At 59.5% G+C, this 22,817-nt stretch carries 31 protein-coding genes; 9 read left to right on the forward strand and 22 right to left on the reverse strand.

Going from position 1 to position 22,817, the window contains the following annotated elements:
* Position 1: 1 nt before the first annotated feature.
* From KIT86_RS00655 to KIT86_RS00715, 13 genes are all read right to left on the reverse strand, one after another.
* Positions 2-409, reverse strand: coding sequence for a hypothetical protein (locus tag KIT86_RS00655; protein WP_297394006.1), 408 nt, complete (start codon positions 407-409; stop codon positions 2-4).
* On the reverse strand, positions 409-696 hold the full coding sequence (locus KIT86_RS00660; RefSeq protein WP_297394008.1) for a hypothetical protein: 288 nt from the start codon (positions 694-696) through the stop codon (positions 409-411). The genes KIT86_RS00655 and KIT86_RS00660 overlap by 1 nt, the downstream gene beginning before the upstream one ends.
* Complete coding sequence (locus KIT86_RS00665; protein WP_297394010.1) at positions 693-2,138, reverse strand: hypothetical protein; 1,446 nt, start codon at positions 2,136-2,138, stop codon at positions 693-695. The genes KIT86_RS00660 and KIT86_RS00665 overlap by 4 nt, the downstream gene beginning before the upstream one ends.
* On the reverse strand, positions 2,135-2,704 hold the full coding sequence (locus tag KIT86_RS00670) for a hypothetical protein (RefSeq protein ID WP_297394012.1): 570 nt from the start codon (positions 2,702-2,704) through the stop codon (positions 2,135-2,137). The genes KIT86_RS00665 and KIT86_RS00670 overlap by 4 nt, the downstream gene beginning before the upstream one ends.
* Entirely contained in the window at positions 2,701-3,003 is a 303-nt protein-coding gene (locus KIT86_RS00675) for a hypothetical protein (RefSeq protein ID WP_297394014.1), read from the reverse strand. The genes KIT86_RS00670 and KIT86_RS00675 overlap by 4 nt, the downstream gene beginning before the upstream one ends.
* Positions 3,004-3,053: 50 nt before the next feature.
* A complete protein-coding gene (locus KIT86_RS00680) occupies positions 3,054-4,025 on the reverse strand; it encodes a DUF5309 family protein (protein ID WP_297394015.1) in 972 nt (323 codons plus the stop codon).
* Positions 4,026-4,037: 12 nt separating this feature from the next.
* Entirely contained in the window at positions 4,038-4,934 is an 897-nt protein-coding gene (locus KIT86_RS00685) for a hypothetical protein (protein WP_297394017.1), read from the reverse strand.
* 84 nt (positions 4,935-5,018) lie between these two features.
* A complete protein-coding gene (locus KIT86_RS00690) occupies positions 5,019-5,306 on the reverse strand; it encodes a hypothetical protein (RefSeq protein ID WP_297394018.1) in 288 nt (95 codons plus the stop codon).
* Positions 5,307-8,438: a hypothetical protein gene (locus tag KIT86_RS00695; RefSeq protein ID WP_297394020.1), complete on the reverse strand. Its 3,132-nt coding sequence runs from the start codon at positions 8,436-8,438 to the stop codon at positions 5,307-5,309.
* Positions 8,439-8,457: 19 nt separating this feature from the next.
* Positions 8,458-8,838 carry a hypothetical protein gene (locus KIT86_RS00700; protein WP_297394022.1) on the reverse strand — a complete coding sequence of 127 codons (381 nt, stop codon included), beginning with the start codon at positions 8,836-8,838 and terminating at the stop codon, positions 8,458-8,460.
* 9 nt (positions 8,839-8,847) lie between these two features.
* Positions 8,848-11,121, reverse strand: coding sequence for a hypothetical protein (locus KIT86_RS00705; protein ID WP_297394023.1), 2,274 nt, complete (start codon positions 11,119-11,121; stop codon positions 8,848-8,850).
* A gap of 11 nt (positions 11,122-11,132) precedes the next feature.
* Positions 11,133-12,443, reverse strand: a complete 1,311-nt coding sequence (locus KIT86_RS00710) for a phage terminase large subunit (RefSeq protein WP_297394025.1) — start codon at positions 12,441-12,443, stop codon at positions 11,133-11,135.
* A complete protein-coding gene (locus KIT86_RS00715) occupies positions 12,433-12,876 on the reverse strand; it encodes a terminase small subunit protein (RefSeq protein WP_297394027.1) in 444 nt (147 codons plus the stop codon). Before KIT86_RS00715 ends, KIT86_RS00710 begins: the two co-directional genes overlap by 11 nt.
* Before the next feature lie 245 nt (positions 12,877-13,121).
* Between KIT86_RS00715 and KIT86_RS25195 the strand changes: the two genes are divergently transcribed.
* Both KIT86_RS25195 and KIT86_RS00720 read left to right on the forward strand, forming a co-directional pair.
* Entirely contained in the window at positions 13,122-13,307 is a 186-nt protein-coding gene (locus tag KIT86_RS25195) for a YegP family protein (RefSeq protein WP_367185402.1), read from the forward strand.
* A 114-nt stretch (positions 13,308-13,421) separates the two neighbouring features.
* On the forward strand, positions 13,422-13,865 hold the full coding sequence (locus tag KIT86_RS00720) for a hypothetical protein (RefSeq protein WP_297394028.1): 444 nt from the start codon (positions 13,422-13,424) through the stop codon (positions 13,863-13,865).
* 307 nt (positions 13,866-14,172) lie between these two features.
* On the opposite strand, the gene KIT86_RS00725 is transcribed toward KIT86_RS00720, so the two are convergent.
* From KIT86_RS00725 to KIT86_RS00760, 8 genes are all read right to left on the reverse strand, one after another.
* On the reverse strand, positions 14,173-14,829 hold the full coding sequence (locus KIT86_RS00725) for a hypothetical protein (protein WP_297394030.1): 657 nt from the start codon (positions 14,827-14,829) through the stop codon (positions 14,173-14,175).
* Entirely contained in the window at positions 14,826-15,248 is a 423-nt protein-coding gene (locus KIT86_RS00730; protein WP_297394031.1) for a hypothetical protein, read from the reverse strand. The genes KIT86_RS00725 and KIT86_RS00730 overlap by 4 nt, the downstream gene beginning before the upstream one ends.
* Positions 15,249-15,269: 21 nt before the next feature.
* The gene (locus KIT86_RS00735; protein WP_297394033.1) at positions 15,270-15,482 is read right to left on the reverse strand and encodes a hypothetical protein; all 213 of its coding nucleotides are present in this window, start codon (positions 15,480-15,482) and stop codon (positions 15,270-15,272) included.
* Positions 15,483-15,491: 9 nt separating this feature from the next.
* Positions 15,492-16,352 (reverse strand): hypothetical protein, encoded by an 861-nt coding sequence (locus KIT86_RS00740; RefSeq protein WP_297394035.1) that lies wholly within the window; start codon positions 16,350-16,352, stop codon positions 15,492-15,494.
* Positions 16,336-17,304, reverse strand: a complete 969-nt coding sequence (locus KIT86_RS00745) for a helix-turn-helix domain-containing protein (RefSeq protein WP_297394037.1) — start codon at positions 17,302-17,304, stop codon at positions 16,336-16,338. Before KIT86_RS00745 ends, KIT86_RS00740 begins: the two co-directional genes overlap by 17 nt.
* Positions 17,301-17,495, reverse strand: coding sequence for a hypothetical protein (locus KIT86_RS00750; RefSeq protein WP_297394038.1), 195 nt, complete (start codon positions 17,493-17,495; stop codon positions 17,301-17,303). Before KIT86_RS00750 ends, KIT86_RS00745 begins: the two co-directional genes overlap by 4 nt.
* Positions 17,492-17,905 (reverse strand): hypothetical protein, encoded by a 414-nt coding sequence (locus tag KIT86_RS00755; protein WP_297394040.1) that lies wholly within the window; start codon positions 17,903-17,905, stop codon positions 17,492-17,494. The genes KIT86_RS00750 and KIT86_RS00755 overlap by 4 nt, the downstream gene beginning before the upstream one ends.
* 324 nt (positions 17,906-18,229) lie before the next feature.
* On the reverse strand, positions 18,230-18,463 hold the full coding sequence (locus tag KIT86_RS00760) for a helix-turn-helix transcriptional regulator (protein ID WP_297394042.1): 234 nt from the start codon (positions 18,461-18,463) through the stop codon (positions 18,230-18,232).
* A gap of 87 nt (positions 18,464-18,550) precedes the next feature.
* Between KIT86_RS00760 and KIT86_RS00765 the strand changes: the two genes are divergently transcribed.
* The 6 genes from KIT86_RS00765 to KIT86_RS00785 all read left to right on the forward strand — a co-directional run bounded on the left by KIT86_RS00765 (position 18,551) and on the right by KIT86_RS00785 (position 21,932).
* Positions 18,551-18,988, forward strand: a complete 438-nt coding sequence (locus tag KIT86_RS00765) for a hypothetical protein (protein ID WP_297394044.1) — start codon at positions 18,551-18,553, stop codon at positions 18,986-18,988.
* Between the two features lie 158 nt (positions 18,989-19,146).
* On the forward strand, positions 19,147-19,626 hold the full coding sequence (locus tag KIT86_RS00770; protein ID WP_297394045.1) for a hypothetical protein: 480 nt from the start codon (positions 19,147-19,149) through the stop codon (positions 19,624-19,626).
* A 20-nt stretch (positions 19,627-19,646) separates the two neighbouring features.
* The gene (locus KIT86_RS00775) at positions 19,647-20,045 is read left to right on the forward strand and encodes a thermonuclease family protein (protein ID WP_297394047.1); all 399 of its coding nucleotides are present in this window, start codon (positions 19,647-19,649) and stop codon (positions 20,043-20,045) included.
* A 40-nt stretch (positions 20,046-20,085) separates the two neighbouring features.
* Positions 20,086-20,508 carry a type II toxin-antitoxin system PemK/MazF family toxin gene (locus KIT86_RS25200; protein ID WP_367185400.1) on the forward strand — a complete coding sequence of 141 codons (423 nt, stop codon included), beginning with the start codon at positions 20,086-20,088 and terminating at the stop codon, positions 20,506-20,508.
* 357 nt (positions 20,509-20,865) lie between these two features.
* The gene (locus tag KIT86_RS00780; RefSeq protein WP_297394049.1) at positions 20,866-21,261 is read left to right on the forward strand and encodes a hypothetical protein; all 396 of its coding nucleotides are present in this window, start codon (positions 20,866-20,868) and stop codon (positions 21,259-21,261) included.
* On the forward strand, positions 21,258-21,932 hold the full coding sequence (locus KIT86_RS00785) for a phage antirepressor KilAC domain-containing protein (RefSeq protein ID WP_297394051.1): 675 nt from the start codon (positions 21,258-21,260) through the stop codon (positions 21,930-21,932). Before KIT86_RS00780 ends, KIT86_RS00785 begins: the two co-directional genes overlap by 4 nt.
* A gap of 5 nt (positions 21,933-21,937) precedes the next feature.
* Here KIT86_RS00785 and KIT86_RS00790 read toward each other — a convergent pair whose 3' ends face one another.
* The gene (locus KIT86_RS00790; RefSeq protein WP_297394053.1) at positions 21,938-22,483 is read right to left on the reverse strand and encodes an Arc family DNA-binding protein; all 546 of its coding nucleotides are present in this window, start codon (positions 22,481-22,483) and stop codon (positions 21,938-21,940) included.
* Between the two features lie 98 nt (positions 22,484-22,581).
* Between KIT86_RS00790 and KIT86_RS00795 the strand changes: the two genes are divergently transcribed.
* A complete protein-coding gene (locus KIT86_RS00795) occupies positions 22,582-22,752 on the forward strand; it encodes a hypothetical protein (RefSeq protein WP_297394054.1) in 171 nt (56 codons plus the stop codon).
* The last annotated feature ends 65 nt before the right edge of the window (positions 22,753-22,817 follow it).

A 22,817-nucleotide genomic window follows, 5' to 3' on the forward strand; every position in this document is an offset into this window, starting at 1 on the left:
ATCAGACCTCCACTTTCAATGTTTCGTAGACGGGCTTGAACCCGCATTTCATGCGATAGAGACGCGCCTGAGCCGGCTTGGCCGAGCAGCGCACCTCCGAGCAACCGAGCGATGCCGCCATGGCTTTGATTTCCTCAAAGAACTGCTCAAAGTGCCCATGAGGTGCGACCAGATTTGTGATGTGCAGGGCACGCAGGTTGGGGAGCTGATCCACTTTGATCGCGCCCCAGCCGACCGTCTTCCCGTCGTTGTCCATACGGATCAAGGTGCGCTCGCCACGGCTGAGAATCATCTTGAGCTGAGAGCCAGTGATATCGCCACCAGATTCTTCGCAAGCGGCCTCCAGGCAGTCCGCGCCTTCTTTCCAAGCCTTATCAATGAAGAAGGTTCCGATTGGTTCTAGCTTCATCAGTTGCCTGTCAGAAAACGCATTTGCACGAACGTGAGCGGGCTGTCATCGAGACACATCCACCCATAGACGACGTACTTGTTTGGGGTCGAGCCAAGCTCGGCTGGCGCGCTGTTCCGCACAACGTCACCAACAGCGTAAACCCCCGTTGTAGGCACTGTGGGTTGAGCGTTGTACGAAGCAACAAGCCGGCCTTCACTCAGAGCATTGACCTGTTGCGCATGTGTCTTGAACTCACGCAGCACCGGCTGTTCAGCCTTGATCAAAGGGGTAATGTTGAGCTTCAACGCATCCCCTCTTTCGTGTACGTGGCCTTCATGTGCGTGACCGTCACCGGGCCCACGAAGTCAGCCGCCGCCCTGTGCCACCGAGCCGACAACAAGACATCAAACTTCCCGTCGTTCATTGCCCCGCTAGGCCCATCCATGTACGGAGTGCCGCTGTTCATGCTGGATTGCGTCTGGATAGTTGCCGAGGTGGGCGCTTTGGCAAAGCGAAGCCGGATGCCTTGGAGTAACAGAACCGCGTCGTCGTCTCCAACCTCACCAGTCACAAACCCGCTCGACACGGAGTCGCCGGTCAAGCTTTTCAATTGATGCGAGGTGTCGAAGACCGACAGTGATCGACCGCCAGACAGCCAGAACTGCGAATCAAAGCCAATGTCCGGCAGGCCATCCATGGTCGCGCTGTAGTCATCGAGCGTGTCGTAGGTCGCGCCCGGGGAGACGTATTCAATGGCCGATTCGATCTCGCGGTCTGCTCTGCCCCAACGCTTGGAAAGCACGTCGTAGACCAGCGCGCTATCAAGCTCCGACGAATCAGGAGACGGGTAGAAGATCCAGACAAGGTTTGTCGAGCGATCGAACGTGCAGATGATCTTGTACTTCGCCGATGGGTTCGAGTTCGCAAGAAACCACTTGCGCAAGGTTCCATCAGCGATCGGCGTAGGACGGGAGCCGTCGTACAGCCAGAAGTTATCCTCGCCCACGAAGAAGTGAACACCTCCAAGGTCGCACCATGCGCTTTTCCCGACGCATCCAGCATCACCGCCAGGCGCTTGCGTCCAGTCCCACACCACGGGAGCGCCGACGTACTGCCCGAGATAAATCGAGCGGCTTTTGTAGGCCACCGCATACTCACCGAGCCGCCCACCTGCAGTCAGAGGCCCAGGCGTTGAAACGAGCCGGCCAGAAGCCGATTGCGTGGTGACACTTTCCGTCCAATCGGTGTCATCGAAAGCTGCACAGCAGTGCCAACCATCGGGCTTTTCCGCGCCGTCGTTGACGTTGAGTGCCATCACAAAAGCACCGACCGAGAAGACGACCTCAGCCTTCGGCGCGCCGGAAATGTCAGCGAAAGCGCCCGACGTAGATCGTTGGATCGTGTCGGTGCGGTTGGCCATCAGCGTGGCATCACCGAACTGAGTGATCGACCACCGAGATTCAGCGCCGCCCGTGTAACCCCCGCCCATGGATTGATTGACCCAAGCCCCGGCCAGAAGCTCATAGATGGCCGTCTGAGTGCCTGAGAGAATTCGACGGGTGTTGTCCAGCCGAGAGACGACCGCAGCACCCTGAGATGCCGCAGCAAGTGCAGGAACACCGGCAGGAGCTACCTCACTAGGCCCACCCTTCATCCCCACCAATGCAGGGATCAGGTTCGTGCAATCCGACAACAGACCGGGCGTCGTCTGCTCAGCGTCCGGTGCAAACCCAATGATGGGGATCATCGAGCGCGGGCCACCAGCGGGCCGGTGTAGCGGTTGTCATTGGCCCCAAGCTCGGCGATTGCGTTCTGGTACGCCTCTTCGTAGGCTGTCTTGTCGGACCTGGTATAGATCGCGCACTGAATCAATGCACCATAGAGGTACACATCAGGCGCTTCAGAGGCGAGCCAATTGGTAGGCGCGGTATCGGTCAACCCGGGGATCTTGGTGTACAGAACACCTTGAACATCGCCGCCGCCATTGATGAACAGGTCTTGCTCACCACGGCGCGCGTATTGCGTAGGCGTGCCAGTCAATCCGCTGGCGAGCACGCTGTCGAGAGACTGGCGCTTGAGTGGCGTCCCCTCATATCCTGGCACCCAAAGGGCCTTCACGTCGGCGATGTCTGCGGACAGCGTGACCACGTTGTCCACGATGGGTGTTGCGGCGAGCACGGTTTCCATCTGCCGCACGCGCAGAAAGCGGTTCATCTTGGTCTCGGCCAAGAGAATGAATGTCGGGATAGACCCGTCCAGGTCAGTCCGATGAATGAGCCCGACGATTGCGGCGACCAGCTCGGTGTAGTTCATCGCAGGACCTTGTTGAAAGTGACGAAGGCCGGGTTCTTCTTCAAGAACTCAATGCAGCGCTTCTTGTCGATCGTTCCGTCCTGGCGCAACATCGTTGCCAGTTCGGCCATCGGAATGGTTCCGACGTGGCGCATCTCGCCCCACCGCTCGCCTTCAGTCGCAGCGCGGACCTCGGCGCACGCATCCACCAATGGCTGCGCGTCGTAGGTCTTCTGAATGACAACCCGATTTGCATCCTCCAAGTAGTGAACCTTGGTCGTGATGCCGGTTTGCGCGTCGTGGTCTTGGTATGCGGGCATGAAAAAGCCCCCGAGGTTTCCCCCGGAGGCTCCTTTGTGCTGACTGCTGATTAGGCGGTCAAGTTCTTCACAGCGCCTTGCGCCTTCTCCGAGGTCACAACGAGCGTGCCCTCGACCGACACCAGTTCCTTGGTGGTGTGACCCGTCTTCGCCAGAGGCTCGGACTTGTACCCGCCCAGGTAGGCGATGCCCATGTACTCAGGGTTGAGCACGAAGGCCGCGTTCTGGTTGGCCGTGCCCTGGATGTAGTTCGGCACGACGGTGAGTTCACCGAAGTCCGACATGTACACATCCGCGCCGCCGACAATCACGCCTTGCTTGCCCTTTTGCACGTTGTAGCGGTTCACGGCGATGCCGGCGAAGCCGGAGAACGTGACCTTGTGCGAAGGGGTCAGGCTGATCAGCGTAGCGAACTCACCCGAGTTGGTGAACACGCTTTGCAGCACGGTCTTCAGAAGCGTCTCGGTGAAGGTCCGGTTCGTGCCAGCGGTCTGAGCCGTGGTTGCCAGGCCCGAGGTGTGGGCCGGGGTTGCGCCAGAACCACCGTGCGAGATGTTGCTGTAGATCAGCGCGCCGAGACCTGCCGACTTGCGTGCGGTGGTCGAGTTGCCCTGAACTGCCACGTTGTCGGAAACCACCATGGCTTCCACGTCGCGCTTCAGCTCAACCATGGCCTTGCTGACCTGGTACTTCATTTCCGAGGAGCGACCTGCGGACTTGGTCTTTTCCTGCGTGGTGGACACCGTCACCGTCTTGTCGAACAGTTGCACGGTGTTCGCCACGCGGTCGGTTGCCGTCAGCGCGGAGCCGGTGCGATCGTCGCCTTCGATCACGGCGTTGTCCTTGTTGGGCGTGGCGAGGGCGTCACGTTGCCATTCATGGATGCGCTGGGTGGCCGAGAAGCGGCGGATCGAGGAGACGATGGGCGTCTTCTCGGGGGAAACCATGTAGATCTTGTCCTGCAAGTCTTCGCGGTTGCCGACAGCATCGTAGCTGTCGAAGGTGTTGGTAGGTTGGGTCATTTCAGATTCCAATCAAAGGAATGCGGCCAGATCCTCGACGCGCCCGTCCTTTTTCAGGCGGTCCAGTGCGGCCAGGTTGGTACGTTGTTTCGGTGGCGTGGCCGCTGGCTTGATCACCTTGGGCGCTTGCGTCACCTTCTGCATTGCTTGAGGCTTTGCGGCCTGCAATGCGCGCCACTTCATCGCGTCGTGGAGCACGTGCACGAATCGGGCATCAGGGTTGTCTTCAGAGATCGCCTTCAGCTCTGCCGGCGTGATGCCGTAGTGCTTCGTGGCGACGGACGCAATCTCCGCTGCGGTCTTCTCAGAAAAGTCCGGGATGTGCGTCTTCAGGTATTGCGTGCCATCTGCAAGCTTTTGCTGACGCTGGGCTTCCGTCAGTTGCTGCAGTTGGTTGCTTACCTGTTGCAACTCACCGTTCTTGTTCTGCGCTTCGCGCTGGAGCTGTTGGTAGGCAATGTGAAGCTGCGTTGCTTGGGTCGGGTCGTTCGCGGCCAGGCTCTGCCAGTCGATCTGCTCATACTGGGATAGCCGGTTCTTGATTTCCCGGAGTTCGACGGCTTTGTCGAACGTCTGCAACATCACGCGCTGGCGTTGCTCGACCACTTGGGTAAGCTGTTCGACCGCCTTGCGTTGCTCCGCTACCTCTTGCGTCTTCTGCGTGTAATCCGACTGTCGGAGCAGGGCCAACTTGATCTCTTTCGGGACCTTGTACGCCTTGCCCTCAAACTCCACCTCTTCAGATTCGTCTTCACCTTCGCCCTCAGCCTGCCCCTCGGTTTCATCGCCTTCTGCGACTTCCTCGGTTCCTGCTTCCTGCTCCAGTTCCTCGACGTTCTGCTCGGTGTTGTCATCCAGCAGATCAGCCACATCGGCAACTGACACTCCAGTTTCTTGGTTGGTGTCCATTCACGCTTCCTAAAATGAAAAAGCCCGCGAGAAGCGGGCATAAAAAAGGCCCACCGAAGTGGGCGCAGTTCACCTTTCGATGAATCAGGTTCCGAAGAGCTTGCGGATGCCGCGAGGCTCTTCAATTCGTTTCAGGTTGGCAGTCGCCAGCTTCCCGGTGTCCACATAGCCGATCAGGATCGCGCGGAACTTCTGCGCGGTCTTGGCGAGCTGCCAGAGGGTTTCCTTCCCCTCTTTGTCACGAGCCGGGCAGTCCATCCACTGATCGAAAACTTCCTTCTCGATCGCGTCCAGAGCCTCTTTCAGAAGCTCGTTCTCCAGCAGCGAGGCGGAGACTTGACCCCGGGTTTGTTGTGCGAGTAGATCGTCCATTTAGAGGCTCATGAGAAGAATCAACACATCGTCCTCATCCCGACTCATGGCCTGGATGCGGGCTATTTCGATCTGCGCCAGTTCGGCGGCTTGCTGTTCCTGCTGACGACGCCCCAGCTCGATCAGGATCGTGCGGTAGAGCGTCATCCAGTCGAAGCCAGGCATCTCTGCCACCAGCGGGCCGATCGCCTCGCGAACCTCGCGCTTGAGCTCCTTTGCAGGTGCTGGCTGCTGGGCTTCTACTTGGCGCAGTGCAATGCGCTCGACCACGCGCACGACCTGAGAAACCTTCTGCTCGGCTTCTTCTTCGTCCAGCGCCTTGGGTTTGCGCTTCCACCACAGCTTCGGCGCGGTGTCGGTGATGACGAAACCGTGTGGCGAGCCGGTCGCTGGCGAAATGCCGTCACCCAGAATCTCCGCCGTGTCCGAGCCGGACTCCACGGCATCCATGGTCCCGGTGCGGATCGATGCCGACCCTTCGGCATTGAATGTGTCAGAGCCGGTCTCTGTAACGACCAAGGAGCCCTGAACAACCACAACACCCGACAGCGCGGCGGTGTCAGATCCAGACTCCGCGGCAGCAAGCGACCCAGTGACAACTACGTCACCCGTCGATGCAAACGTGTCGCTTCCCGACTCCGAAGCGTTCAGACTCCCGTTGATTCCGCCTGAAAGCGAGCCAGAAGCCGCGAACGTGTCTGAGCCCGACTCAGTGACCGTCAGAGCACCCTGAACCAGCACAAGGCCCGAGATGGCCGCAGTATCCGATCCAGCTTCAGTGACCGAAAGCGTGCCTTGTACAAGGACGGCTCCAGAGATCGCAGCGGTGTCACTACCGACCTCCGAAACACTCAGCGCACCTTCGACAAGAACCGTGCCAGCCAGTGACGCGGTATCGCTACCGGTCTCCGTCGCGTCGAGATCACCCGTCGCAACCGCGCCACCCTGGATGACTGCGGTGTCGCTTCCTGATTCCGTCGCGGCTAGATCGCCTTCAACCAGAACAGTCCCAGCGAGGGCTGCTGTATCACTGCCGGTTTCGGTGGCAGTCAGCGCGCCTTCCACCAACACCGTGCCAGACGATGCAATGGTGTCCGAGCCGCTTTCTGTGACAGCGAGCGTCCCGGTAACACCAGCGTCTGCCGCTTTCCTGACCACATAGGCCAGGGAAGCCCAGGAATCTCCTGCAATGTTCCACGTTCCGGCAGCTGCCGACTCGCTGTTGGTCGTCTCAAAATCCCGGCTTGCCAGAAGCCCCGCTACCGCGCCGCGATCGACGTTCGAGTGGGTTGACCAATGCGCCGCGAAGCCGGTGAATGGGTCATCGTCTGCCGCCAGGAACGAGATCAGGCGTCCACCGCCATCCGTCGAGCCCAGCGAATAGGCCGGGGACAGGACTGCGGTTTCTGCGACTCCTGCGCTGGCTGCGGTGCTCGCCGCCCCGATCGGGGTAGATGCGTCAAACTCACCGGCCGGGATCTTCAGGACCGCCGCCGTCCACTGTTCCGATGCGGCCGGCGTGAAGGTCCGAGTGCTCGCGCTCCAGCTGCCAGTGGCGATGTACCGCCAGGCCTCAATGCGGATTTCCGTGCTGTTCGATGCCACAGGCCCGGCAATGACCGTAGCCGTCTCGCCGTTCGGGCCGCTGGGCGCAGTTACGGTGCTCACCGTCGTGCTGTCGTCCCAGGCCAGATGGAACAGCAGCATGTCCCCAGCGACTGCCGCCGGGTGGCTCACCGCCCAGCTCGTGCTGGCCGTGTTGTTGCCACTCTCGACAACGTTGGACTCCAATGGCAGCGGCGCGGTAGGTGCCGCCGTAGCCATTGCAGCACTCTGAAAGGCTATCGACACAATGGCCGATGCAAACGTGTCCTGCGTCGTGGCCGAAACTGGCCCGCTGTCTGCCGCGTACTGTCGCAATCGGCTGCACAGCCAGTAGCCAATAGCTCCTGTCGTCTCGTTCGTGCCGATGCTGGTCCAGCCCGACTCGTTTGTGGCATAGCCGCCGGAAGTGGTGCTCAGCCGAGCATCGAGCGCTACCACCATGGCCGGGGCAACCACCGATACCGATGTGGTGCCCGGAACCGTGCCGCCCGTCCCGGCATGCCCCGTATCCATGGCGCTGACCGGGCTGCTGCGGTCCACGTCCTGCATGAACGAGACCCAGCAATTCGCCCCAGCCAGCGAGCTACCAGCATCCAGGGCAATCGTCAGGCTGCGGCCCGTGCCGGTAATCTGCACCTCGGCATGGAACACCGCCACGCCCACCGAGGTGGTTAGGTTGTCCTCATTCTCCGTGGCGACGAACGTGCCGCAGAAGTTGCCCGAGATCGACGCCACGTTGAACGTAGCAACCGAGTTCGATGACCAGGCAACGTGAACGACAACACGGTCGGCCCATCTCGGGACCGTGACAGAAAGCGCGCCTGGCGTAGCGGTCTCACCCAGGCTGAAGAACTGCGGCGTGCCCAGCGGCGTGGCGCGCAGGTAGATCTCAGAGCCATCCCCGCAAGGCACAAGCGGGTTGTCAATCAGGTCGGGCTCACTGCCCACCGTGTCATTGAATCGGCCGCTGCCCGCCTCCATTGGCCAATCGTGCAGCAGGCCCCGAGTGCGCGCCGGGACCGTCGAGCGGAACTCACGCCGCCATTCGGCCTCGGTCAGAACGCCCGACCACATGCGCCAGCGCGCAATGGTGCAGTCGATGAACCCGCTTACTTCCCCGTAGCCGCCGATCTGGAACGACCGATCACCCGGCGTGCCAGCATCCGGGGCATACGCAAGGCTCAGGATCACAACCCCATCCAGCCGCGCCCGCAGCGTGCCAGCGTCGTGCTCAATACTCAGGTTGTACTCACCAGGCGGAAGCGCGTAGTTGCCGCTGGTGGTGGTCGTTCCACCCTGCCGGCCGCGCAGCTGCACATTGGTGCCGCTGGCGCTGGCGAACAGGCCCCAGTAGTTCGTTGCCGCCAGGTCGCCGAAAAATCCGCAGACGAGGGAGTCAAGGCCCTCGGTCGCCTCGATGCGCAGCCGGCCGCCGGCCGAAAGCGCCGTGTTCAGCGCGGGGACAGTGTGGCCATCAGGCTCGTAGACGTAGACCGCTTGAAGGTCTGTGTCGATCCGAATGGCCATCGCTCAGCCTATCCGGGTATCAGGCAGCGTGCGTGATGACAGCGGAAGAGATCGTGACCGTCTGGCCGGCCGTGATGCTGGTGCTGTCCAAGATCACGTCAGTGCCAGAAGTGCCCACCGTCAAGCCGGTGATGATGTCCGTACCGCCCGATGCCGTGCGAATGCGCGCAGCAGCAGCGGTTCCACTGTTGTCCGCAGAAGTGTCGCTTTTCGGGAAGCCCGAGAGGGTCAGCACACCCGCACCCGTTGCAGCACCTGCGATGGGGTTGTTGAGCGTGATCGTAGCCAGGATCGACGCCATGCCGGTGGTGCCGATTTCAAGCACAGCGGTGGTGCCGGCTTGGGAGACAACCGCTGCCATGCGGGCGATTTTGACGGCGTTGGTGTATGTGACTGACATGCTTTTTCCTTACTGAATGCCAATTGCACGGCCATCCTGGCCACGCGCGATGGGGCGGAATGCCCCGTTGATCTCCACACCCACGGTTTCACCCGTCTCCGGGTCTCGGACCAGGCTGCGGGGTGCGTTCATTGATTCCTGGATAGCTTGCAAGCCCTGGATCACTGCCATCAGAAGCTCGGTTTGCGACGGCTGAGACTCCATTTCCACGCCCTCTTCATCCATCGGCTCGGATGCCGCAGCCACATCGGCCTTCATGCCCTCCATCTGAAGCTTGAAGATGCGATCGCGCTCGGCTTGCTCGGCTTTGAATGCCAGCTCGGCGTTGAACTGCTCGCGTTCCTGCGCCATCTGCGCAGCCGACTTCTCGCGGTCCATCTGGAACTGAGCCACGTCCTTTTGCTGCTGCTGTTGAAGCTTTTCCTTCTCAAGCATGACCTTCGGATCAGGCGGGGGCGGGCCGGGTGGTGGTGTTTGCACCGTGTCGGGGTCGGTCCAGAACTCGCCCGGGTTCTTGAAGCCAGCGTTCTCGATCAGTCGAGCCTGCAGGTTGTAGATGTTCTTCGGCGTGATCAGCTTTCCAGCCAGAGGACTGGCGATCGCCGCAGCCTGGGCCTGTGCCACTTGCTGCAGGAAGGCGCTTTGCTGGATCGCATCCCCCGTGCCAATGCCGACGTTGATCGACATGTCGTATTGATCGCGCCACTCCTGCGGATCGTAGGAGACGAATTTCCCGTTCAGGCGATAGCTGATCTTCTCCATGCCGAAATCGGTCAGGGTCTTGAAGATGCCCCGGAACATCGGTGCCACAAGAGCCTCGGCCACGATGCGCGCCATGAGCTTCTGCCGCTTCTGGCTGGCATTCATGATCATGCCGATGCCGGTCGCGGTCTTGTTCAGGCTGTTGGAGTCCAGCCCTTGCGAGTAGCGCGTGTAACCCGTTCGGTTCTCTTTGGCGACATTGAGCTGTTCAAGCATCGGCATGGCTTCGATGCCCTGCCAGCGCTCTTGATACGGGCGAATGGCCCCTGCGGCCTTCTCGCGCAGGATGCCGCCAGGACGGCGATTCAGTAGGTCGTCAATGTTGGCCAGCGGCCCATTGTTGTTTTCAAGAACAACCGTTTCCTGGTTGTTTGCCAGCGCCAGGTTGTCGAGCTGCTGCCGCCAGATCTCGGTGTGGATGCGCTGGAAGTCTTCAACCAGATCAGCAACAGACAGGCCGTTGAACTGGTGGGTTAGGATGTAAGGCGTCCACGCAGCCATCGGCACGTGCGAGCATTCCTCGTTCTCCAGCACCAGATTGCCCAAGCGGACGATGTGCCGACGTTCAGCGATGCCGTCACCGTCGAAGTCAACGAGGACGTACTCATCGCGCAGGTAGCCACGAACCATCGATTCATCGAGTTCGTTGTCGTCCTGCCACCAGCCCCATTTCCCACCACGTTGGGTCTCGCGGTAGTCGCCGTCTGCCGTGTGCTCGTCGTTCTGAGCAGCTTTCAGCTCATCGACAGTGACTTTGTAGCCCATCTGGTTGATGTCGCTTAGCGTCTTCTCGACCACATGAGCCACATACGGGCATTCGTCCAGCAGGATCGAGTCATGCCGGCGAGAGATTTGCATCTCATCTGGCGGCACAGACACCACCTTGACGCTGCCTTTTTCCTCGATCGTCTTGATCTTGACGTTGTATCGAACAGGCACAGGAGGGGCGGCCATGCCCATCTCGGCATACTGCTGCTCGATAGCCTGGATCTGCTGCTGCTCTTCAGGCGTCGGCTCGACCTCTTCCTGCTCCAGAACCTCGGCCTTCGGGTTGGTCGTCAGAAAGACCGCGAGCTGCATCTCATCAACACCGCGATACCGCGTAAAGATCGGCGTGCGCTTCTTCTCGTAGTACCACTTGACCCCGCCCGTCTTGAGCATGAGCCCGTCTTTGATCGCGCTGTAGAGGATCAGGAAACCGTTATTCTGCTTGTAGAACACGTAATTGCAGGCGTTTGTCACCTGCTCTGCGCTTTCCTCATCCTCCGGGCCTACTGGCTCGAAGACCACCGCCTTGTCAGACCCGGTGAACACCTCGATCAGGTCAGGAAGAATGCCCTCCACAGCGTCGAACACGTCAGAAGCGACGACGGACGATCGGCCTTCCTCCTCGGTGCCGTAGGGCTCGCGCATGTAGCTGCGCATGGACTTCACGCGATCGGACGCAATTTCCCCTTCGGTGAAGTGAAAGGCTTGGGAAGCCTCCTCATCGAGGAATTGCAGCAGATCTTGTTCGGTCATCTTCATGTTGTTCAAGCCACTCGGCGATTCCTGTAAACGATGGGTTTTGGCCCGGTGGCCGATGGCAGCTCATAGGCCACGCACATCAAGCCGAACGCATCGGAGCTGTGCGAAGCCCAGTCGTGATCAGGTCCGAGGCCAATTCCTCGCGCCTCATCCCTCTTTTCGTGATACCAGCCCAAGGCATCTAGCCCTGGCTGAGTCGTGGCCTCGTTGAACCACATGGACGGGAACAACCTGCGGGCCGCTTCAACCCGCAACATCGCCGCTCCCTTGCCCTGGTTCGGCACGACCGTGACGGCGTATCCCGCCTGCTCGAATGCCGAGCGGTAGGAAACGTCATTCACCTTGTCTTGTTGATCGCCGTCATGCGGCAACCAGATTTGCGCCTTGTCTGGCGTGTAGCCCTGCGACCTCAACCAGTTCAGGTGAGCCGCGATTGGCTGGCCTTGCTGCTCGTAGTGGTTGACCACCCGAATTTCTCGGCCAATAAACTGCACCGCCCAGAACACGAAGTTGTCAGCCTTCGCGCCAGTCCCGCCAATGTCCGCAAACAGGCGGATGGTCATCAGAGGATCAGCAGCTACACGACCAATGCGGTTCTCGGCCTTGGCCTGGGTCAACGCTTGAGCGAAGTAAGCACCTTCGACCACAGACACATGGGCTCCTTCCCATACATGGTCATACTGGTCGGGTCGCTCGATCAGATCCCGCTGACGCTCTCGTTCAAGCTTCGCCGGGAACTTAGGGTTATCGCGCCAGTTGAGCGTGACGATCTTGATTCGTGGATCGCTTGATCCGCAGAACCTCTTTTCGACCGATGCGTTCTTGCGCTTCGGGTTCCAAGTTATCCACAGCTCAGCATTCCAGCCTTCTCCTTCTTCGCGAAGGGTCGGGACCACAACAGTCCACGCCTCATCGGTGACAGGCTCGGCCTCATCCACCCATAAGACCAGAACCCGGCCTTTTGACTTGATGCTGCCAACGTTGCGATCCAGGCCAACGAACGTGAACCAGATCCGGCCATCGCGGCTTTTGATGTACTTCTCGCCGACCTCGTAGTAAGCGGCCAGCGCGGGCTCATCCTCAATTGCCCGCTTGCACTCTTCAAGGCTGGAGTCTTCCAGCGAGTTCATGAACTGCCGGCCGCACACCAACTGCCCGGTGACACCAGCCAAGCCATAGCGCATGCCGAAAACGGCAATCATCTTGGCGAAGCTTCGGGTCTTGGCCGACCCACGCCCGCCCTTTGCACCTCTTACATCAGCCTCACCCTCGAAAACCGGGATCAGCTTCGGAGGTAGCGCGATGTCAACTTGCACCGGTTAGCGGCACCAGGCGAAAGCCATCCACCTGCACAGGGGGCAGATCATCAGCACCGCCAATCGCCAGTTTCTCGCCGTACTTCTTCGGCCGAAGCTTGCCGGCCATCCACTTCCGAGCATCTACACGCAGTTTTGATCGGGCGATCACGTCATGATCGGTGCGCTGGTTGCCATCGTCGTCCACGTAGGAATCGTTCCGACCATCGTCAGCGATGCTCAGGATCTCGTCGAACAGCACATCGGCCTGAGCCTCGCGCGCGCGGGCGTATTGCTCCGAGAAGGCCTCCTTCTCGCTCAGCCATTTGAAAATGGTCGAGGAAGCCGGCAGCGTCTCATCGTCTTTCAGGATGGTCCGCAGGCTCTCCCCCTGAGCGATGCGCTCACAGATCAGGTCTGCTACCTCTTGGCTATATTCGGACGGTCGTCCCATGATTGCATCTGATAGACGGGTATTAGTTCGCTTGCTCGACCTTTAACTCGGCCGTAGCATCACCATCGCAAAGAATTCGCGGCTCCTCTTTGCTGCCCATGAAAACTAGCATGTGCTCGCGTGCTTGTTCATGGCTTTCCGCTTGCATCTTCAGCACGCGGGTTAGACCGTTGTATCGATATAGAACGGAGAAATTTTTCATGGCTTCACAAGGCGGTTTATTGGGAGCAGTGATGCTTTCAACAATGAACTACGAGTTCGTAGTCCGACAATCAAAAGATGGCCAGTACTACTTTACGTATCGAAACTCGCGCGGAAACACTGAGCCGATCTGTTGGAGCGAGAACTACACGACCAAGCAGGCGTGTCTTGACGCGATAGATAAGGTCAAGTACGGCGCCGGGAAGGCTCCAATCACTGACCTCACATAGACACCCAGCCCACTTTGCAGAGTTGCTTTTTGACGGCGAAGCGGTCACCGTTTTGTGACCTAGTGGCTCGTTCAGCGAGCGGCCGAGCAATTCATCATTGAACGAAAGACATCAATGCAAAAGAATGACATTTATCAGCGCGTGAAAGGTCTCGACGAGCGGCAAAGAAAACTGGCTGATCTGTTTTCGCAGTTCCACTCCGTGTGCAGCAGCATTGCGCAGGATCGAACGCCCCATGCGTGGCTTCCAGGTCTTGAGGTCACCGCTCTTGCAAAAGAGACGAATTCTTTCCTCGCAACATACGCGGGATTAGAGATCCTTCTTGAGTATGTCTTCGCGCCCACCGTTGAGCAGCGCGGTAGGGCCGTGGTGACCTACTCGCTAGTTGATCGACTTCGTCTACAAAACGCCCCGGTCGTCCTGGGGAAGTTTGCATTTAAGAGCAATGGCGAGACAGACATCGAAGCAGAGGGTGACCACCTCTACATGGACGCAGGCAACGAGCCGATGCTGATCCTTTGTTACGTCATTGGCGAAGTTGCGTACGCAGAACGGTAGTGGTCACACGCCGCAGAAACGACGAAACCCGCCGAAGCGGGTCTCTGAATTTTGGTGTCCCGATACTTCTCACCCGTCAGGACCGGCGGGCGCAGCCGCAGTATAGGTCGTATTCATGACAATCCGGCGACATGCCCTAGATTGTGTGTAACGAGAAAAGCCGTTGCGCTGCGCCCCTACAGAGGCACCTTTCCCCAAAACTGCACCGGTCTGACCGGATAGAGCGTCACGGACGCTAGGGGCGGATTTCGCTGACGGCACTAAGCGGGTCAACGATAGTGCATTTGCTGCACCTATAACAGCAATTCTAAACTGCTCCTCGGCTTTGCGCAAGCGTCTGATCAGTGTGCGATTGCATCCACTCCTTCATTCTGCGAACGTAGCGCCTGTTTGATGCCAGTTCACGCGGGGCCGTATCCATCACGCGGCGGTCCATCTCGTAGAGGAGGCGTTGGCAGAACGCGCGCTGAACCTCATCATTGCCGAGCAACGTCCGAGACTTGCCCGACCCCGCGCAGCTCCGGCAAGTCGCTTGAATCCGGCCGTCATACCCGCCAATCTTTCCGGTGCCGCCGCACTTATGACAGTTCGGATCCAACCAGGCAGTGAGCACGCGACCGGTGAGGTCGAGCACTGCCCTATCGGTGAGCATGAATGCCTGCCTGGTCGCGAGCTGTAGAGCAAACGCACCAAGTGCCTCCTTGACGGTGTTCAAGGACTTCAGATGCATCAAGATCAGCACCATGCCCGTGAGGTTGTCCGTGCCGGTCCTTCGCACGTCAGCGGCGACCTGGTCGTATTCGTTCACCAGCCTCATCAGCATGACGCCAAGACTGTCAGACAGCCCTGCGGCGGCCAACATATCGGCGTCTCCCTCGATCCTGTCGCGCAACCTCAGATCCTTGGAGTTGATGGCGCGTTGGTAGCGTTCCGAAAGGCCGGGCCTCTTCGCTTCTTCGATCATGCTGCGGCTGCCTCGGTTGCGGGCCCTCCAAGTGGAGACATGGGCGTCGTCTCGCTCGGCTCAGAATCTGCTGGGCCTTCACCACGCCACATCTCATACGGCACCTGCGCAATGAGGTGGATGTCCGGACATGGGTCGCCCATTTCCACCACCGCGAGCAGGTGAGTGAGAACTGCGCCAAAGCCTTCGATGTGCTCCGGGCTCTTCAGCAACTCTCGAATGAAGTGCTCGCAGACATTGATCTGTCCATCCGGGTAGTCGTACCCGCAGTCCCCACTGCGTAGTTCAGCGCTTGCGGCCAATCCTGCTCCGTTGCCGCTCTCGTTGATGTGGCGGATGAGGCCAAACATTTCTGCCGCGTGATCGCGACCGGCCTCCCATGCTTCTTTGGAGCCAAGAGTCGTGGTTTCGGTGTTCATAGCGTTTCCTTGGGTGGTGGATCAATTCGGAGTACCGTGCGGGCGGCCGCCGAGGTACGTCTTGAGGCAGCTCACTGGATCGCCGACCAACTTCACCACGCGACCCTCAAGGACGACCTTGGTCACGATGCCGGCGGATGGGAACTCCATGGAGAGGACACTGATGTCGCGGAACTCGCGCCCTAACAGCATCTCGCGCTCGTCCGGGGTTGACTGCAATAGCGATACCTTCATGCGCGCTCCTTATGCGGCCTTCTGGCCTTGCAAGCGGCTGAACTCGCCTCGATAGCTCGGCCAGGTACAGGCCTTGGCGATCGAGCCCTCCCGCAGCCGGTCATACAGCCGGTCACCCAGCACGTGCTTGATCTCGCTGGCTTGCGAGTTGGACAGCAGCACGGTGGGCAGTTCGTTGCGGTATCGAAGATCGAGCACATCGAAGAGCTGCACCAGTTCGGCCTCGCTTCCGAAACCGACGCCGATCTCGTCGATCACCAACAGAGCGGCACCGCCCAAGCGCTCGATCACCATTTCCTCAGTGAGCGTCTGCGGCATCACGTAGCCACCTGCCTCTGTGGGATAGCCCCGCGTCTGTGGCGGGTTTTCCTTGCTCCATGTGGATCTCAGCAAGCGCACGATCTCGCGCACGCTGAGCATGTAGGCAGGCGTAGCCAGGGTGTCGATCAGGTGCAGCACCATGCTCGCGCCAAGATGCGATTTCCCGCATCCAGGGGGTCCCAGCAGCCATACGCCCCCCGAGGGGCAGGTAACAGCATTGCCCTCCCGCTGGAATTGGCCGACGTAGTCGCGGCAGAACTGCAGGATGTCCGCCTGGCCTTTGTGAGGCGTGGCGAAGTTGTCGAATGAGCTCTGCAGCTGCCGGCCAACAAGACCGGAATCGGCCCGCAGTCCGCGAATGCGGTCTTCACGTGCAGCATGCTTCTGCGCTTCCCGTGCAGCCTCTCGCGCCGCTTCCGCTGCGTCGCGTTCCTCATCGAGGCAAGCAGGGCAGCGGCTCCACACGGTACGCGCAAACCTGCGCGACTCAAATGCGCCGTGCTTTTCGCATTCGGCGGGCTGGGCTTGGATCTCAAGTGAGGTAGCCATTTTCGATTCCTTCGGAGTAGTCTTTGGTGTCCAGCCCGTTGTGCGACGTGGGCCGCCGGGCCGCGTGAGTGGTGGCACCGGAGCGCCGTGGTGGCTCGTAAAGGCCTTGCCAGGACATGGCGACGGCGTTCTCGATCACCTCCTGCGGGGTGAAGCCCTTCGCCCGAAGTGCATCGAGGGAGCGGATGGACAACTTCGCAGCGTCCGCAGTGAGCGACTTCTTGCGAGCCTCGCGGTCCCGGCACCACATGCACCACGGCTCGCGATCGAGCCAGTCCGGCAGGTTCATCCCGGCCGCGTCGAACTTCGGCTTTGCAGGCTTCTTCGGCTCCTTGCCTGGCTTGGCATCCGAATGCTGGTCGTCACGAAGTTGGAAAGAGTTACCACCGCCCTTTTGGGGGTTCATTGATGGTTCAATTGATGGTTCTTGATGGTTAGAGTGCGGCATCTGCACTGGTTGGTGCGGCATTTGCACTGGTGGGAGTGCGGCATCTGCACTGGTTGGTGCGGCATTTGCACTGGTCTCGATTTCCGACCCGTGCGGCATCTGCACCAGTACCGGTGCGGCATCTGCACTGGTAGGGGTTACAGACTGGTGCGGCATCTGCACTGGTTCGCCAGGCTCAACCCGTGCGGCATTTGCACTTGTATTTCGGCGAGCTGCGGTTCGCGCAGACACCAGCCCCGGCACCGAAACGAACCTTTCCGGATGCACGCTATAGACGGTGTGGCGCCCGTTCGATCTGTCTGCGGTGATGGTGCAGCACTGTTCCAACTGCTTGACCGCATCGACCACTGAGCGCCGCGACGCAGATGTGCAGTTGGCCAGCGTCTCTAGCGACGGCCAGCACTTTCCGTCGTCACTGGCATGGTCAGCCAGCGCGATCAGAACGGATTTGGCTGTCGGTGGAACCTGGATGGGCCAACACCGCTTCATGATCTTGTTGCTCACGCGGCCCCTTCACCCGCCTGGTCCATGGCTTCGCGCTTGGCAGCACGCAGAGCGCGAATCAGCCTGTCTACGTTCTCAGGAGCTATGTAGACAATCTCGGGCTCGCCAACCCCATCTTCCTGTCGAATGACAACCCAGCCGTCAGGATGGGAGCAGACCTCGATCTGATCTTGTTGGGCGACGGCGATCATGCTGCGAGCCTCCCGCTCAGTGCTTCCACAAGGGCCGCGCGCTTCTGCTCAGATCGGGCCAGTGCTTCCTCGGCCAGCCTCAACCGGCGTTCCATTTCAGTTTCGCGGTGGCGCAGCGACGACAGGTCGTATCCGCGCGAGTGCATCAGCCATAGCATGGGCACCTCGTTTCCGGCCTTGTCCATGAGCTTGTTCAGTTGGTCTTGGGGAAAGTTGTGCTGACCCGAGTTCATGATCCGGGACCACTGCGCAGCATCCTTGACCACCCCGCCCTCGCCGATGAACGACTTGTCGTCCAGACCGCTCAAGCTTTGACACATGGCCAGCGCGCGCGTCATGGACGGAATGCGCGCTATTACGGTTTCATCCACCGGCTGCATCGGCGGTCGCGCTGTCAGTTCGTACTGCATCGAATCAACGTCCTACAAAAGATTTGTTCGGTCTTGTCTCGTTCGCGAAGTCAAAAAAAACCAGACTTCGTTCCTATGAGCACACCAGCAACACCGGGCGCCCTGGCGATCCCCATTCATTCGAGCAACCGAACGAGAGTCGCAGTCAACGCCCTGCCCTGCGGCGGACGCGAGATCGTCACCAGCAACACCGCGCTGACCATGAAGTGGGTAAATGGGGTCGTGTGGATCGCCTTCGCCATGCGCTCGGAGCGAGTAGCGCTTCCGGATGAAAACGCGGGCCAACGTAGCTGGGCGACAAGGGAGGCAGTCATGCGGCGCGACTCAAGCAGGTGACGACTCGACCGGCCAGGGAAGCTCCCGCAACCCGTAGATGTGGTCATAGGTGAGGTCCACGCCGTTGGCAACCGCGAGTTCAATCAACTTCGCCGCAACTCGGGGAGGAATGCTCTGCCCGCGCTCGTAGAAACCAATATTCGGCTGAGTACAGCCGATTCCCTCAGCCATGGCTCTTTGCGACATCCCTAGGTGGGTTCGGATGGATTTAATGGTGTTCATAGAAGACCGCATAGTAGCGCCCCTGCTTTAATTGGTCAACAGCATTCCTACTTCTTTTTCTAGCGTTTTGAATTACCCTCGCCAACCATGAGCCCTGCTACCCGCAAGTCGAAAGTGACCCCCGAGACACAGGCAGAAGCCGCGCGCTTGTCTGAGCTATGGAAGAACCGTGCTGACCGGATGACCCAAGCAGAATTTGGCGTCAAGTACGAGGTCGGAAACCAGAGTGCTGTGGGCCAGTTCCTGCGGGGCGAGGTGCCGTTGAGTCTGAAGGCTGCGGCTGGCTTCGCCTCGTACCTCCAGTGTCAGATCGGCGACTTCAGTCCGAGACTGGCGAAGTTCGCCTCCTCGGTGGCACCGCACGTTGAGAACACCACTCCCCAACCGCACATGGACATGACGACCCTCAACAGGGTCGAACTGGAGGTGGTCATGCTGATGCGCTCGCTTTCATCGAGCGAACAAGCGGAGGTGGTGCAGTTGGCTCAGAGGCTCTATCGCTCACGGAAGCCGCCCGCTGCCTAGACCTGCGGGCGAGCGCCGCATAGCATTCTGACTTTGCGTCCAAGACAGTCAGTCGACCAGTAATTCCACTGCTTCGTGAAAGACGTCGCAGATCGGAATTGGCAGGTGGTTACAAAATCCAGAAACGATCAATTTCGTTTGGGGGGCTCATGCGTGCAATGAAATTCATACTCGCCACTATCGCTCTTGCTGGGGCGGGCATCGCCAATGCGCAGTGGGTTGCTGGAGACATCGACGGCAAAGAGGGGGTGTATGCCGTCACACAAAACGATGATGGTGAAATCTTCGGGCGCTACTGCTATTTTGAGGACAAGACCTGCGTGTGGTTGGTGACCAACCCACTGCGATGCGAACCTGGTGCGTCCTATCCAGCCTTGGCTACCTCTAAAGACTCAGCTCACGTTGAAGTTGTGTGCTGGGGAAAGTCACCAACGTCAAACGTCTATCGCTACTTCGTCAAACCCTATGACATTGTTGAGGGCTTGGTCAACGACGGCGGGATTCTGGGCATAGCCGTCGTCGCAAAGAACGGGAATTTTCGTGTAAGTCGATTTGATCTCAATGGGTCGCAGCGTGCCATCCGAGAATCCTCTACCAAGTTTGAAAGCCGCTCGAAGACGCGAGGCCAGGTTCTTTGACGGCTGTAGGTCTGATTTGCTTGATAGTCGCGATAAGCGATGGTGACACCCTCAAGGCCCGCTGCGGTGAGCCTGGTTTCTACGAGCACATGACCATTCGGATCAGCGCCATAGATGCGCCTGAGAAGGCCCAGGACTTCGGGACCGTGTCCCGGCAGCACCTGGCCGCGCTGTGCTTCCATCAGACTGCCACGATCACTCCAAAGGGCAAGGACAGGTACAGGCGGACCATCGCCGATGTCGAGTGCCAGGGGAAGGATGCTGGCCAGGCGCAGATCCGCGCTGGCCTGGCTTGGTACTACGTGAAGTACGGCAAGGGCTACGAGCACCTGGCCAAGATTGAGCGGGAGGCCCGGGACGCTGGGCGCGGAATGTGGTCTATGAAGGCGACGCCCCCTTGGGAGTGGAGGGGGCGGTGAGGCGTGCGCTTATCTCGTCGACACCGCATAAACTGGCTCTATGGCAATCGAATTTCACCCCCAGCCTGGGACCATCCTTATCTGCGACTTCGACGGGCTCAGAGATCCGGAGATGGTCAAGCGACGACCTGTCGTCACAGTCTCGCCCAGGCTGAGGAATCGTGGACGACTCGTCTCAGTCGTTCCCTTTAGCACGACCGACCCAAGACCTGTTTGCGACTATCACCACAGGCTTGTCGTTGACCCGCCCTTGCCGACGCCATACGACGCCCCTGCACACTGGATCAAGGCAGACATGATCTACACAGTAGGATTTCAACGGCTCTTCGTGCCTCAGCTCAAGAAGGCGGCGGATGGAACTCGACAGTACGATTTGCGTCTTATCAGTGAAGAAGATCTGCTTCAAATCAGGGCTTGTCTTCTTAGGGGAATAGGCCTAGGAGGTTTGACCGGCCACCTCTGATTTGAGATAATCAGACCGTTCCCGCAAGGGGCACCCGCTCTGCCTAGGCATCGGGCTTAAGTCCTTCGATAGAAGGCCTCTGCGCATAGAAGATTGCAATTCGGCGCAGCGACTACCAGGCCTCACCCTCACCGGTGGGGCCTTTGCTTTTGAGCCCGCCCGAGCGGGCTTTTTTACGCCCCTACCCCGGACACGTCCTCGCTGACGCGTCACTCTTTGCAATGAAGTGACGCCTGCAAGAAACACCGTCGCTACTTTTTAAACTGCAATAGCAGTAACACTGTTTCTTAATGTATAGTAGCGGCACTGCTTCATCGAAGCGATGGCCTGACTGGCCGAAATACATGGAGAGCATGCATGAGACAAGAGGATCGTTGGAAGCACGAGACCGTCGAGTCCGATCTGATGAAGCTGCGCCTACTCGCGCGTCATGAAGGCGGCGAGCTAACCCCTGATTTCATTCAGATTTGGCTTGAAGACAACCGGCATCTGACTGAGCAGGCTGTTCGGCAAGCGTTCGCAGAGGGCCTGGCGGAGCGATCGACAGGGATGCGCTGCCTCTGCCGGCAGTGCGAGCTAGACGTACAGCGCATTCAACGCCACGAGCAGTTGCGTGGTGAATACGGCCGGCGGCGATGGGACGAACTGCGCGCGGCCGGCATCGATGACTTGGAGATTCAGCGCCGTATCGACATCGAGATCGCCAACGGCGCCGCTCTGAACGGCACTACCCATCAGGAGGCTGGACGATGAACGACCTGACTTTCGCCGGTGCTACTACGTTGACCATGACCAGCCGTGAAATCGCTGATCTGACAGGCAAGCGGCATGACAACGTGCGTGCCGACATCGAAAAGATGGCGCTCGACCTTTCACTGAATATTCAGGAAAAGGCAGAACCGTCTGAAGGCGGGCGACCGCTGAAGATCTACCACCTCAACAAGAGAGAAACCTTGATTCTGGTTTCTGGGTACAGCGTTGTAACGCGCGCGCGCATAGTTGACCGCTGGCAGGAGCTGGAAGGGCAGTTGGCCCCAGCTCTCCCCAGGAGCTTTGCCGAAGCCCTGCGCCTGGCCGCCGATCAGGCTGAGCGGCTCGAAGCACAGCATCAGCAGCTCGAACACCAGCGTCCTGCCGTCGAATTCGTTGACCGCTACGTGGAAGCACGCAGCGACAAGGGCCTGCGCGAGGTCGCAAAGATCCTCGGGATCAAGGAGCGCGATTTCATCGCTGAGCTGGCGCGGACAGGAGTGATCTTCAAGCAGGGCGCCAACTGGCTTCCCTACGCAGAACACCAGCACGCCGGCCGCTTCACGGTGAAGACCGGCGAAGCGAATGGACACGCCTTCCACCAAATGCGATTCACGCCCGAGGGCGTTGCGTGGATTGCCCGGCGGTTCTCAAAACACAAGGAGCCGGCGTGACCGCCCTACTTGTCAGGATTTTCAAGCGTCACGCGTCGTCTGCGCGTTGCAGGAATGTGCGTAAAGGCGTCCAGGCGTTCCCTGGCTTCAAGGTGCTCAAGTCGAACCCGTTCCAAGTCCGACTCCATCTCCCGAAGCCATTTGCGCTCCTCTCTGACCTTGGCTTGCAATCGGCGCGCCGACTCCATCTCTCCTCGGTCTTCTGCGGCTTCGGCATCAGCCTCCATGCTCTCCAAACGAGCGCGCTCCCGCTCCACCCTGTCGCGCTGCAAAGCTTCTTGCGTGGCAAGTCCCTGTCGGACGTACTGCAGGCGGTGCAACGTCTCGTCCTTGTGGCGATCGGCCAATTGCTGCTCCAGGGCCGTCAGCATCGCCACGACAGTGGTTGGCGCACCCTGAGCAGGTGGATCAGCGCGCACAACAAAGCTCTGTTCCAGGCGGTCCACCACTTCAGCGGTCAGCGACCGCTTGTTTTTCGCAGCGGCGGTGTCCAGCGCTTCCTTGAGTTCTTCAGGAATGCGCATGTAAATGGTTGGGTCAGTTCTAGCCATCAGTCCCTGCGCGAAAAAAGCGCTTGCGTATCCTATGCACCGTGCATAGAATCAATCCCGTGCACAGAACGTGCATAGACCACTAGGAGTGTAGACCAATGAAAGCGAAAACCGGTGGCTCCAAGCCCATTCAGCTCCGTCTGGACGCTGAGACCCATCAAAAGCTGATGCAGGAAGCCGCTCGACAAGAGCGCTCCATGACGTGGCTGGTGAACCGCATCCTGGCCGAGGCCATCAAGTCGATGCCGGCCCAACAAGCTACCCCCTAGCCACAAAAGGCGAAGCCCCAACAGCTTGGACCCTGTTGAGGCTTCTTGATCAACACCAGTGCGAA

It is taken from the genome of Hydrogenophaga sp. (assembly GCF_026125825.1).
Taxonomy (GTDB): Bacteria; Pseudomonadota; Gammaproteobacteria; order Burkholderiales; family Burkholderiaceae_C; genus Hydrogenophaga.